The organism is Flavobacterium sp. CG_23.5 (genome assembly GCF_017875765.1).
Lineage (GTDB): Bacteria > Bacteroidota > Bacteroidia > Flavobacteriales > Flavobacteriaceae > Flavobacterium.
Map to the genome: position 1 here is coordinate 1,878,613 of NZ_JAGGNA010000001.1, position 13,349 is coordinate 1,891,961.

Sequence of the window (13,349 nt, forward strand, 5' to 3'; positions counted from 1 at the left end):
TTTGTACCCCCTTCCGGGGCTAGGGGGCTTTTAATTTATAAAACCAACGCCCGCAGTCGTATTGGTTGCAACATCTATTAAAATAAAAGCTCCGTTTAATTTATTGTCATTATAGGCATCAAAATACAAAGCTTTACTCAACTTAATATTTACTTCCCCTATTTCGTTAATTGCTAATTGAGTCGCCGGAGTTGAACCGGAATAATCTGTTGCAATAACATTTTTTACGCTTTCAATTTTTGCCAAAACTCTATTGGTATTGTGCTGTATTAAATATTTTGTTCCGGCAACTAACTTTTTGCTGTCCATCCAACAAATTGTTGTGTTAATATCTTTTTCGATTCTAGGAAGTTCATTCGATTTTACAATCATATCGCCTCTAGTCACATTGATATCATTTTCTAATTCGATTGTGATTGAAGAACCTGCTGAAGCTTCGTCATATTTTTTATCGAAAAAATGAATGTTAGTCACTTTGGATTCAGTTAAAGATGGCAATACAGTCACCGCATCACCCACTTTAATATTGTCTCCATATAATTTTCCTGCATATCCTCTAAAGTCATGGTATTCCTCCGTTTTTGGTCTGATAACCGTTTGAACTGGGAAACGAGCTTGGCCTTTTTCATAAACATCTTTTGGCTCTAAAGCTTCTAAATGTTCCAAAACCGTTTGTCCATCATACCAAGGCATATTTTCTGATTTATCAACCACATTCCCTCCATTAATAGCGCTTAACGGAATATAACTTACCGTTTGCTCTTTGAAAGTACTTTTGCTGTTTAATGCTTGAAAATCGGCTTTGATCTTATTGTATACTTCTTCCGAATAGTCCACTAAATCCATTTTGTTTACCGCAACAATCACTTCTTTTACACGCAATAAATTATTGATAAAAAAGTGTCTGTACGTTTGCTCAATTACTCCTTTTCTGGCGTCAATCAATATAATTGAAACTTGTGAAGTAGAAGCTCCTGTTACCATGTTACGTGTATATTCTACGTGACCCGGAGTATCTGCAATGATGTAACTTTTCTTAGCAGTCGAAAAATAAATATGGGCTACATCTATCGTGATTCCTTGTTCTCTCTCGGCAACTAAACCATCCGTTGCTAACGAAAAATCAAGATAATCATATCCTTTTTGTTTGCTGCTTTTTTCTATTGCTTCGATTTTATCTGTAGTCAACGATTTTGTATCATACAATAATCTCCCGATTAATGTACTTTTTCCGTCATCTACACTTCCTGCTGTTGCTATTTTTAAAACTTCCATTTTTTATTTTGTTTAAAGTTTAAAAGTTTAAGGTTTCAAGTTTTTGTTGACCGCCTATATACAAACCTTTAAATCTAAATGTTTCTATTTTTATTTTGTCTACAGAATATTTACTCTGTACTATATCTTAACCTTGTGAATGAAACTAAATCTGATGATATCTCTATTGAAATAATCTACTCCATTTGCTCTTTCTTGAAAACTGTTCAAATAACCTAACTCTAATGCAATCGCTGGACTAACTCCTACTTGTAACGCGACATATAATCTGTTTTGGTCAAAAGTGTTTTTAATAATTTTACAGCCTGCGTTAATCATTATCTCGTCTGAAAGGATCCCTTTTAGGTACTGTTTCTCATTTTTACAAAAAGTATAATCGCCCTGGATGCGATATCTAAACCTTAAGTAAAATGTTGTTCCATCTTCTAACATTAATTTACTGGCATTGTGAACAAATCGCTGTTCTAATAGATACCGGTGCGTTAAATTCACCTTACCCAAAGCCTGTTTTACAGTCACATCTTGCTGAAACCTATACTCTGGAATATGAAACCCATTTTCAACCTCGGGATCTTGTGTTGCCACCGAGAAATAAGCAAAACCTGCTCCTAACTCTACCCTATCCGTCACTTTATCTCTAAGCTGAATGCGGCTTACAAATGTATTTTGTGTTACTGGATTAATGAAAATTCTATTATCAATCTCAGTATGAACAGACCATTTAGTGTTTAATTCCAACTGATTATAATATCGTGCCCAAAACAAACTTTGTTTATCAACGTTTTTCTCTGTTTGTGCTTTTACTCCAATACTAAAAAGAAATAGACACAAAAATATTTTCGAGAATTTCATTCTAAAAATACCCTTGTTGTTTTCTTTTCTCCATCGCCGCCTCAGAACGCTTGTCATCAATTCTCGCCCCTCTTTCAGAAATAGTTGAAGTTCTAATTTCGCCCACTACTTCTTGAATCGTCGCAGCATAAGAATCAACGGCAGCGGTACAACTCATATCCCCAACCGTTCTAAAACGAACAATTCTTTCTTCGATTTCTTCATCTTCTTCTTGGTAAACAAAAGGAGAATGCGACCAAATCAAACCATCTCTCATGAATACTTTACGTTTGTGAGAAAAATAAATAGACGGAATTTCAATTTGCTCTTGTTCGATATAACTCCAAACATCTAATTCTGTCCAGTTCGAAATTGGAAAAACACGAACGTTTTGACCATTCTCAATTTTACCATTCAAAATATCAAACAATTCCGGACGCTGGTTTTTCTCATCCCATTGACCAAAATCATCACGAACTGAAAAAATACGTTCTTTAGCTCTTGCTTTTTCTTCATCACGACGCGCTCCGCCAATACAAGCATCAAATTTGAATTCTTCGATTGCATCCAAAAGCGTTGTGGTTTGTAAGCTGTTTCTACTCGAATATTTACCCGATTCTTCCACGACTTTTCCCTGATCAATAGCGTCTTGAACATTTCTTACAATTAATTCTAATCCTAATTCAGCAACTAATTTATCTCTAAATTCAATTGTCTCCGGAAAATTATGTCCAGTGTCAACGTGCAATAATGGAAAAGGAATTTTTGCTGGAAAGAATGCTTTTTGGGCTAATCTTACCAATGTGATTGAATCTTTTCCACCAGAGAAAAGCAAAACTGGTTTGTCAAATTGAGAAATTACTTCTCTAAATATGTATATCGCTTCGCTTTCTAAAGCGTTTGTTTTTAATACTGAACTCATCATTCTTTGTTTATTTGGTTATTCGTTTATTTGGTTATTCGTTAATACGATTAAACAAATAAACAGTCAAGCTATTATTTTTGGTGTAAACCACATTCTTTATGACTGGATTCCCACCACCATCTTCCGGCTCGTATATCTTCATCAGGAGTAATTGCTCTGGTGCAAGGCGCGCAACCTATACTTACAAATCCTTTTTTGTGCAGGGCATTTTGTGGCACATTATTCTTTTCTATATAATCTTCAACTTCCTTCAAAGTCCATTTTAACAATGGATTGAATTTTATAATGCCGAATTTTTCATCGTATTCAAATTCCTGTAAATCATTTCTATTTTCGGATTGCTCGGCTCTCAAACCGGTAATCCAAATTGCATTTCCTTTCAAGGCTTTGGTAAGCGGTGCGACTTTTCGAATAAAACAACATTCTTTTCTGTTATCAACCGATTCATAGAAACTGTTTGGTCCTTTTTTATTTAACAATTCTTCCACTGCTGTGGCTTCTGGAAAATAAACTTTGATCTCCTTTTTATACTTTTTTAATGTTTTATGAAAAACATCATACGTTTCTTGAAACAAACGACCTGTATCTAAAGTAAAAATGTTTATTGGCAAATCATCTTTGGCAATCAAAGCGGTAATTACTTGGTCTTCTTGTCCAAAAGAAGTCGAAAAAACTACTTTATCCTTGTACTCATTGGCTAAAAATGCCAACGTCTCTTCTATTGAGAAGTTTTTTGTTTTTTCAATTAATATTTGCGCTATCGTTGAACTCATTTTTTTATTTATTAAAAAATCTATTACCCTATCGGTTTAGTAGATTAAAAAGCAAAAGTAATAAATATTTCTACAAAACAAAATAAATTATGGGTTTTTTATTCCAACACAAATAATACCTTATAGACTCAGCAAAAGCATTTTAAGCCCATATGGGTTAATAATTATTGAATCAATCAACAATCGTAAATCCTTTACTATTATTATTAAATAAAATAGTAGTATTCTAATTTATATTGAATTCTCCATATATATTTCACATAGCCTACTATTCCGATAGGATAATTGTAAAATAGTTGTTATTTTTGTCAAAATTTTATTTTATGGATTTTCAAATAGGATTGGTCATTGCTGGTTTAACAGTAGGTTTTATCGTAGGGATAACCGGCGTAGGCGGTGGCTCATTAATGACTCCCATTTTATTATGGTTTGGTATTCCACCTACTACTGCTGTTGGGACTGACTTATTATATGCGGCATTTACTAAAATGGGGGGTGTCTATGTACATCATAAAAAAAAGAATATTAATTGGTCTATTACAGGCTGGCTTTCTTTAGGTAGCATTCCTGCTGCTTTATTAACGTTGTGGATTCTTCATAGCATAAAAACAGATCTTACGACCTTAAATTCCATCATAAAATACAGTTTGGGTTGGGCCTTGCTTTTTACTTCAGTGGCCGTTTTGTTCAAAAAGAAACTATTGCTTTTTTCTCAAAAACATGCTGGTGACAAGTTTCATAGTGAGAGTAAAACTCAGAATGTCTTAACAGTAGCTATTGGGGTATTGTTAGGAGCAACAGTAACCCTTACTTCTATCGGAGCGGGTGCATTAGGTACTGTTACATTATTCTTCCTATATCCGATTTTAGCAACTCCGCGATTAGTTGGAACCGAAATTGCTCACGCTGTCCCGTTAACCCTTGTTGCCGGATTAGGACATGCCTCAATGGGGAACTTAGATCTAGGATTATTAGGGCAGTTATTAATGGGGTCTCTTCCTGGAATTTATATTGGGAGTATGTTGAGTGGAAAAGTTCCTGATTTGTTTCTTAGAAATGCCATCGCGATAATGCTATTTTTCGTGGGTTACAAATTGGTTTTTTAGAAATAAAAAAAAGAACATTTCATTAGGCTTCTCTCATGAAATCTTCTTTTTCTTTTTCTTTTTTTTATTTAATCCAAGATTGATTAAAATGCAATGTCAGCCAACGTGTTACTCTCTAAAATCTTCAAAGTATTATCGCGTACGTCAATCATTAGTTTTCGAACTGCACACGTAGCTTCATCGGTACAATCTTCACATCTTTCATAAAAATTATGGCTGGCACAAGGTAAAAGTGCAATAGGTCCTTCAAGAATTCGATAGACATGCGCCATATTGATTTCTTTGGGATCTTTAATTAAATAATACCCTCCGCCTTTTCCTTTTTTGGCACCCAAAAAACTAGAATGACGCAAAAGCAATAAAATACTTTCCAAAAATTTTATCGAAATATTTTCACTTTTTGCAATATCAGCAATCGCAACAGGTGTTTGATCTTCTTGGCGGGCCAAAAAAGTCAATGCCTTTATTCCATATTTTGTTTTCTTTGAAAGCATGTTAAAAAGATATAAGATTGAAGATTAACGATTTTTGATTTCAGATTTAAAAACAATTTGAAGTCAAAAGGTCTTTTATATTGTAACAACAAAAATATACTTTTTGAATGAAGAATAGTGAATGATGATTAACGATTATTGTCAAACTCGAAATCTGAAATCAAAAATCGTTAATCATCATTCGACAATCTTACGAAAGCGCTTTTTCTAAATCGGCAATTACATCTTTCACTGTTTCCAATCCTACTGAAACACGCACTAAACCATCCGTAATACTTACTGCTAAACGTTCTTCAACAGATAATTTACTGTGTGTTGTTGATGCTGGATGAGTAACAATTGTTCGGGTATCGCCTAAATTTGGCGAAAGCGAACATAATTTTATTTTATCTAGGAAGTTACGTCCTGCTTCAATTCCGCCTTTTATTTCGAAAGCTACAATGTTCCCACCCAATTTCATTTGTTTTTTGGCAATTTCGTATTGCGGATGCGATTTCAAAAACGGATATTTAACGCGATTAACATTTGGATGCTGTTCTAAAAACTCAGCAACTTTCATAGCATTTTCGCAATGTCTATCCAAACGAATCGCTAGGGTCTCTAAACTTTTGGACAAAACCCAAGCATTAAACGGAGATAAAGAAGGCCCCGTAAGTCGGGAAAATAAATATATTTTTTGAATCAATTCGGGATCACCAACAGTTATTCCGCCTAAAACTCGTCCTTGACCATCCATTAACTTTGTGGCAGAATGCACCACCAAATGCGCTCCCCATTTCATAGGTTGCTGTAAATAAGGAGTTGCAAAACAGTTGTCGATTACTAAAATCAAATTGTGCTTTTTGGCAATTTTTCCTAACAATTCCAAATCAATAATATCGACCGCAGGATTAGTTGGCGATTCAGCAAAAAGAATCTTTGTATCAGGTGTGATGAAACTTTCAATCGTTTCTGGCTCATTAATATCAAAATACGTGGTCTGTATATTCCACTTTGGAAAATAATTAACAAATAACGAATGTGTCGCTCCAAAAACACTACTGGAAGAGACAATATGATCGCCAGATTTCAACAATGCAGCCATAGTTGAATATACCGCAGCCATTCCTGAGGCAAAGGCAAAACCAGCAGTTGCCCCTTCCATCTTGCACACTTTTTCTACAAACTCGTTAGTATTTGGGTTGCTGTAACGGCTGTAAATATTTCTGTCTTTCTCTTCTGCAAAGGAGGCACGCATGTCTTCGGCGTCTTCAAATACAAAACTAGAAGTTAAGTATAATGGAACGGAATGCTCTAAATATTGCGTGCGTTCTAATTGGGTACGGATTGCTTCGGTTTCAAAACCAAATTCTTCTTCGTTCATTTTATTTTTTAATTTAAAGTTTAAGGTTTAAAGTTGTTGGAATCATGAAACTCCAACCTTTTGTATTTAAACTACAATGTTTTATTATTCAAAACTACTTTGTAATGTATGGTCGCTGTGGGCTCTAATGTTTTAGAAACCGAACAGTATTTTTCGAAAGAAAGTTGAGCAGCTCTGGCTGCTTTTTCTTCGTTTATTGGCCCTTCCAAATAAAATACAACATGTATATTTTTAAACGGTTTTGCCTCGCCAACTTGCACGCGCTCGCCTTCAACCTCTGCTTTGAAAGAAGTTATTTCTTGTCTTTGTTTTTTCAGAATCGAAATCATATCAATAGCGCTACAACCCGCTACACCCATCAATACTAATTCCATTGGACTTGCTCCCATGTCATTCCCGCCAAATTCTGGTCGGCTATCTACATTTACTATATGTCCTCTTTCGTTTTTTAATTCGAAGTGGAAATTGTCGTTTACTCTGTTTAGTGTTATTTTCATTGTTATCTTTTTTCTCTCCTCGACCCTCTTCAAAAGAGTGGGAGCCGAAACTGGAGAATTATTACTGTTTATTTTTTTGAATCAAAAATCAAAAATCGTTAATCTGCAATCTTAAATCATTACCCTTTATCCGATAATCTCAAGATATCTCCAAAAACCCCTCTCGCTGTAACTGCTGATCCTGCGCCTGCGCCTTGGATTACTATTGGTCGGTCTCCGTAGGATTCTGTATAAATTTCGAAAAAAGAATCAGAACCTTTCAATCCTCCTAAAGCCGTATCGGACGGAACCGAAACTAGTTTTACCTCAAGATTCCCTTTGTCATTTTGTAAATCTCCGGACAATTCACCTATGTATCTCAAAACGTGATTCGGTTTTTGATCCTTTTTTATTTTTTCATAAATCGGGTCAAATTCTTTCAGCTTCGTCAAGAAATCAGTCGCACTTCCTTCACGTAAATATTCTGGAATTAAATTCTGAATTTCGATTTCTTCAAATTCATTTTGCAAATCCAATTCTCTTGCCAAAATCAATAATTTTCTCCCTACATCGTTTCCACATAAATCCTCTCTTGGATCCGGTTCCGTGTATCCGTTATCGATTGCTTCTTTCAATATTTCGCTAAAAGGAACCTCTTTGGAAGAGAAATTATTAAATAAATAACTCAATGTCCCAGAAAAAACGCCTTTGATTTTAGTGATATTTTCACCCGAAAGATGTAGTAATTTAATCGTGTCAATCAGTGGCAATCCAGCTCCAACATTGGTTTCATAAAGATAACTCTTTTGATTGTCTGCTAATACTTTTCTTAAATCTTTGTAAAATTCATAACTTAATGTATTGGCTACTTTATTCGAAGAGATTAAATCAAAACTATTTTCGGCCAATTTCACATAATTTTCAACAAATTCAGCACTTGCCGTGTTGTCGATTGCAATCAAATTCTCCAAGTGATGCTCATTTGCGTAAGCAATAACATCCTCAATAGTATAAGCGAACCCGTTATTTTGAATTTCATTTATCCAATTTGGAGTTACCCCGTTTTTATTTAGCAGGACATTTTTTGAATTCGCGATAGCAAAAACATTTAGTTTGATATCTTTTCTTTTTTCGATAGTCGCAGCCGATTCTAATATTTGATTAATCAGCGTTCCACCAACTAAACCATGCCCAAAAATGGCAATGTTAATTTTCTTTGAAACTCCAAAAATCTCTCCGTGAATAACGTTTAGCGCTTTGTTAAGTTGTGATTTTTTGACCACCAAACTCACATTTTTCCCCGTAACTGTATTATTGAAAAGAATAGGGACAATCTTGTTTTTTATAAGAGCGGTGTAGGGCTTATGGAAAGTACTCAAATCCTGACCAATGATAGAAATCACCGAAACATCATCCGTCACCGAAATTTTATTGACGTCTTTAGAATAGAAATCATTTTCGAATTCTTTTTCTAATTCAATCATTGCTTTTGTCGCCTGATCAGCAGCAACCACAAGACCAATTCCTCTTTCTGATGAACCTTGTGAAATGATACTGACACTAATATCGTTATCACCCATCACTCTAAAAATACGAGCATCGACGCCAGTTTTACCAAGTAATCCTCTTCCTTCTAAGTTTACTAACGATACATTTTCGAGTACGGAAAGTGTTTTTATTCCTTCATTATTCGAATTGGAAGTAATTAAAGTTCCTTTGTTTTCATGATTGAATGTGTTTAAAATTCGAAGAGGAATATTCTTTTCTAATAAAGGAATTATCGTTTTAGCATGAAGAATTGTCGCCCCAAAATTAGCCAACTCATTCGCTTCGTTAAAGGTCAAATGGTCAATTTTTTTGGCATCCAAAACCAAATCCGGGTTTGCTGTATAAATCCCATCGACATGCGTGTAATTCTGAAGCTCTTCAGCATTTAAATAATTAGCAATCAAAGAAGCGGTATAATTGCTGCCGTTTCTTCCTAAAGTCGTTGTGTCATTTTTATTGTTTGAACCTATGAAACCGGTCACAATATTGACCGTATTGCCATTATTTTGTTTAAAATATTGCACTACATTTTTCTTCGAAATTTGTTCCAAAGGTTGTGCATCTCCAAATTTTGAATCCGTTTTTATCAACTCTCTCGAATCGGTAAAACGAGCGTTGATTCCATTTTTGATTAAAATTGCGGTAAGCAACTTAGCCGAAAGCAATTCTCCTTTAGACAAGACTAAATCTTTAATTTTGTTGCTGTAATCACCAATCAAGCTTACACCTTCAAAAAGTTTTTCCAATATTTCAAATTCTTCAGATAAATCGACATGTTCATATTCGGCTTGTTGGTAGGTTTTAAAATCTTCAAAAAGCGGTTTGTAATTTCCATTTTGAGATGCAATCCCTAAAATATCTTCTAGCTCATTGGTAGCATTTCCACGCGCTGAAACTACGATAGCAATTTCCTCTCCTTGAGTTACTTTATCTGTAATAATAGCAACCACTTTATTTAATCCCTCACCATTCGATAAAGATTTACCTCCAAATTTTAATATTTTCATTGTGTTGTGTTGTTTTTGGCTTAGAATATATCCTGAAGCAAATTGTCTAATTGTTTGTATTCTATCAAAAAAGCGTCGTGTCCGTGAATGGAAACAATTTCCTGATAGGTGACATTACTTTTATATTTTTTTAATTCTTTATAAGTTGCCTTATTTTCATCTGCAGTAAAAAACAAATCAGAATTGATGGCGATGATATGAATATCGGCTTGAATTTTTGATGCTATTTCTTCAAACGTAGCTGTATTTCTGGTGATGTCTATCGTTTTCAGCAATTGATTCATCATTTTATAAGAAGAAAGTTGAAATCGTTTTTGCAATTTCGTACCATGATGACTCAACCAGCTTTCCACATTAAAAATGGCCAATTCTTCATTGGTAGTACGTTGGAATTTTTCTTTAAAAGATTCTGGAGTACGGTAGCACAACATCGCATGAATCCTGGCATCTTCAATTGGATTTCGAGAATTATTCAGGATTTGCTCTTGTAAGAAACAATTAGCTATCAACCAATCCGTCGATTTCCAGTCGGTGGCAATGGGAATTAAATGTTTCGTTATTTTAGGCTCTAAAGCCGCTATTTCCCAAGCAATTCCTCCGCCTACTGAACCTCCAATAATAGCATACAGTTGTTTAATTTGAAGAAATTTAATTCCTTCTATAAAGAGTTTAGCGATATCTCTGGCATTGAAATCCAAATAGTTCTCAATACTAGTTTCATCATAGCCATTGCCCGGAACATTAAAAGCTAACACAGTATATTTATTAGTGTCGATTGTTTTGTTTTCACCAATTAAATCATTCCACCAGCCAGTCGAACCTACAACTGTCGAGTTTCCTGTCAATGCATGATTTACCAAAACTATTGGCGCCGTATGTAATGCCGGTCCAAAAACTTCAAAACTTAAGCTTAGAACAGGATAAAACACGCCACTTTCGGTGGTGAAATTTTGTAATGTAATATGGGTTGGTTTATTTTCCAATTTCAAATCTTTTATGATGTTTGATTTGTGTCTGGAAATATTAGAAAGAAAAAACTAGGGTAAACCAGTAAAATTCTCGTTGTTATCTTTCCACGTTTGGCGTGGTAGAATGCAGCACCTTCTTCGATAAATCGAAGGGTTGCTAAGGCTTCATTGGGTCTAATCCCTCGTCCTTTCTTTATAACATTTCAATACGTATGTGAACTTAAAGGCACAAATTAACTACTAATTTTTTAAACAAACAAATTTTTCCATTAATTGATTTTGACTACAATCTTAAATAACAACATTGGAAAGAGTCTATAAACGGACTCTTTCCCTATGTTGTTTCAAGTCCACAATGATTTTTTACAGTCGTTTCCATTTAGATAAACATTGCTTCATTTTCTTGCGAGTACATTAGAAAAAGCAATGAATTTACTGCCTTTTTCTGAGCCGAAGGATCCCTCTTTGTTATTTCAAATCTTGGATGAATCAATTCATTTATAGGCTGATTATTACTGAACAGTTTCTCTCTTAAAAACTGAAATACTCTTAAAATATATTTTAATGTTTTCATAATTATTACTTTTTAGTTGTTTGTTATTTTACCCGTACGTTGTAATATAAAATCCTTTCATGTTAGAAAGTCAAATCCCTTATCTCAAAAAGAATGCCTTGATTTATCCCTTTAGATAAAAATGATGCATTTTCCCATTTGCAGCGATTTCAATTTAAAATTCTTTTCTTAGCAACTATTTGTCCAATGCCATTTAAAGAACCAGTATCCAGCTAATAATTATCCCGATGGATTAAGTTTTTCAGAAACTACTATTGTCGCATTTTTACTGATTCTTATTTTGACTACTTATGCTTTTACGATGAACTGAGCATCGCTGGCCGCATATCTAAATTGACTTATTTTTTAGTGTTCATTTTTTACTAATTGCGAATTTTTGATGCTTTCGAAAACAACTTGTAAATCATTTTTCAAATCTTCGATGTCTTCTAATCCAACCGACAATCGTATTAAATCTTTGGTTACTCCTGTTGCGACTTGTTGTTCATCTGACAATTGCTGATGCGTAGTACTTGCGGGATGAATAATCAAAGATTTCGTGTCTCCTATATTAGCCAAAAGCGAAAATAGTTTTGTTTCATCGGCGACTTTTTTGGCGGCTTCAAAACCCCCTTTTAAACCAAAAGTGACTACTCCGTTTTGTCCTTTTGGCAAATATTCCTGAGCCAAATCATAATATTTACTCGACTTCAATCCTGGGTAATTCACCCAAGCCACCTCTTCTTGACCTTCTAACCATTGGGCTAAAGCCAATCCGTTTTCACTGTGTTTCTGTACGCGGATAGGTAAGGTTTCTAATCCTTGAATAATCTGAAACGCATTAAATGGACTCAATGCCGCTCCATAATCACGTAATCCTTCTATTCGAACTTTGGCAATAAAAGCAGCATTTCCAAGCGCTTCATGATAAACCAATCCGTGATACCCTGCAGAAGGTTCCGTGAATTCAGGAAATTTTCCATTAGACCAATCGAAATTTCCTGCATCAATAACCACGCCTCCAAGAGACGTTCCGTTGCCGGCAATATATTTAGTCAAAGAGTGAATTACAATATTGGCTCCGTATTGAATAGGATTCAGTAAATAAGGGGAAGCAACTGTATTATCTACAATAAAGGGAACTTTGAATGCTTTGGCTTGCGCCGAAATAGCTTTCAGATCCAATACATCTAATTTCGGATTTCCAAGAGATTCGGCAAAAAACACTTTTGTGTTTTCTTGTGCAGCTTTAGTGAAATTGTCAGGATCTGATGGGTCTACAAACGTGGTTGTGATGCCTAATCTTGGCAAAGTGACGCTCAGTAAATTATAAGTTCCCCCATACAAACTGTTTGATGCTACAATATGATCTCCCGTTTTTAGCAAAACCAATAATGCCGTGGCAATTGCAGCGGTTCCAGATGCGGTAACTACTGCGCCTATTCCTCCTTCAAGCGCAGCAAGGCGTTGCTCCAAAATATCATTGGTTGGATTATTTAATCGTGTGTAAATAAAACCTGCTTCGGCAAGTCCAAATAAATTGGCTGCATGTTCTGAATTGTTGAAAACATAAGAACTGGTTTGATAGATAGGCACAGCTCTGGTTCCTGCTGTTTTGGTAACGTCGTGTCCTGCGTGTAATGCGTTGGTTGCAAATTTTTGAGTACTCATAATTTTTTGTTTTTAATGTTCGATTCTTAAACTAAATTAATTTCAATTATATTTTTTTTACTAATTTAAGATGTTGCAATAAATTGAGAATAAAAAAACCCTTTTAGATAGATATCCAAAAGGGCTTTAAGTTGTGTTATAAACTTATACTTTCGGAATCAACAGACGCAAACACACATAATAGCTTTCGCGCAAATCATGGTCTTGACAGTACATTTATTCATTTGTTGAAGATTTAAGTTGTTCATTTTTTAAATATTTATTTTTAATGCAAAAAGCATTCCGATTGGTATAGTTCAAAAAAAAAGCCTCCCGGTATGTGGGAGGCTTTTGCTATATAATTTTTTAATTTAAAATTA

Annotated in this window: 12 protein-coding genes and 1 riboswitch; of the genes, 1 reads left to right on the forward strand and 11 read right to left on the reverse strand. The window is 34.6% G+C overall.

Translation table 11 applies throughout. The features are described 5' to 3' along the window. Positions 1 to 30: 30 nt before the first annotated feature. The 4 genes from H4V97_RS08050 to H4V97_RS08065 form a co-directional block, all read right to left on the reverse strand. Positions 31 to 1,275, reverse strand: a complete 1,245-nt coding sequence (locus H4V97_RS08050; RefSeq protein WP_209549425.1) for a sulfate adenylyltransferase subunit 1 — start codon at positions 1,273 to 1,275, stop codon at positions 31 to 33. Positions 1,276 to 1,395: 120 nt separating this feature from the next. Further along, entirely contained in the window at positions 1,396 to 2,127 is a 732-nt protein-coding gene (locus H4V97_RS08055; RefSeq protein ID WP_209549426.1) for a DUF2490 domain-containing protein, read from the reverse strand. A gap of 1 nt (position 2,128) precedes the next feature. Next, positions 2,129 to 3,028, reverse strand: coding sequence for a sulfate adenylyltransferase subunit CysD (gene cysD / locus H4V97_RS08060; RefSeq protein WP_196849014.1), 900 nt, complete (start codon positions 3,026 to 3,028; stop codon positions 2,129 to 2,131). Between the two features lie 74 nt (positions 3,029 to 3,102). Beyond that, entirely contained in the window at positions 3,103 to 3,804 is a 702-nt protein-coding gene (locus H4V97_RS08065; protein WP_196848987.1) for a phosphoadenylyl-sulfate reductase, read from the reverse strand. A gap of 323 nt (positions 3,805 to 4,127) precedes the next feature. Here H4V97_RS08065 and H4V97_RS08070 point away from each other — a divergent pair, with 323 nt between their 5' ends. After that, positions 4,128 to 4,910, forward strand: a complete 783-nt coding sequence (locus tag H4V97_RS08070; protein ID WP_196848986.1) for a sulfite exporter TauE/SafE family protein — start codon at positions 4,128 to 4,130, stop codon at positions 4,908 to 4,910. 83 nt (positions 4,911 to 4,993) lie between these two features. Here the strand turns inward: H4V97_RS08070 and H4V97_RS08075 are convergent, their stop codons facing one another. The 7 genes from H4V97_RS08075 to H4V97_RS08105 all read right to left on the reverse strand — a co-directional run bounded on the left by H4V97_RS08075 (position 4,994) and on the right by H4V97_RS08105 (position 12,990). Further along, positions 4,994 to 5,404 carry an RrF2 family transcriptional regulator gene (locus H4V97_RS08075; RefSeq protein WP_196848985.1) on the reverse strand — a complete coding sequence of 137 codons (411 nt, stop codon included), beginning with the start codon at positions 5,402 to 5,404 and terminating at the stop codon, positions 4,994 to 4,996. Between the two features lie 190 nt (positions 5,405 to 5,594). Then, positions 5,595 to 6,767 carry a trans-sulfuration enzyme family protein gene (locus H4V97_RS08080; RefSeq protein WP_196848984.1) on the reverse strand — a complete coding sequence of 391 codons (1,173 nt, stop codon included), beginning with the start codon at positions 6,765 to 6,767 and terminating at the stop codon, positions 5,595 to 5,597. 71 nt (positions 6,768 to 6,838) lie between these two features. Next, on the reverse strand, positions 6,839 to 7,264 hold the full coding sequence (locus H4V97_RS08085) for an OsmC family protein (RefSeq protein WP_196848983.1): 426 nt from the start codon (positions 7,262 to 7,264) through the stop codon (positions 6,839 to 6,841). 119 nt (positions 7,265 to 7,383) lie between these two features. Then, entirely contained in the window at positions 7,384 to 9,798 is a 2,415-nt protein-coding gene (thrA, locus tag H4V97_RS08090; protein ID WP_209549427.1) for a bifunctional aspartate kinase/homoserine dehydrogenase I, read from the reverse strand. A 20-nt stretch (positions 9,799 to 9,818) separates the two neighbouring features. After that, positions 9,819 to 10,781: an alpha/beta fold hydrolase gene (locus H4V97_RS08095; protein ID WP_231385379.1), complete on the reverse strand. Its 963-nt coding sequence runs from the start codon at positions 10,779 to 10,781 to the stop codon at positions 9,819 to 9,821. A gap of 79 nt (positions 10,782 to 10,860) precedes the next feature. Next, positions 10,861 to 10,968: riboswitch (SAM riboswitch) on the reverse strand. 177 nt (positions 10,969 to 11,145) lie between these two features. Further along, the gene (locus H4V97_RS08100) at positions 11,146 to 11,340 is read right to left on the reverse strand and encodes a hypothetical protein (RefSeq protein WP_196848980.1); all 195 of its coding nucleotides are present in this window, start codon (positions 11,338 to 11,340) and stop codon (positions 11,146 to 11,148) included. 345 nt (positions 11,341 to 11,685) lie between these two features. Next, complete coding sequence (locus tag H4V97_RS08105) at positions 11,686 to 12,990, reverse strand: O-acetylhomoserine aminocarboxypropyltransferase/cysteine synthase family protein (RefSeq protein WP_196848979.1); 1,305 nt, start codon at positions 12,988 to 12,990, stop codon at positions 11,686 to 11,688. Positions 12,991 to 13,349: the final 359 nt, after the last annotated feature.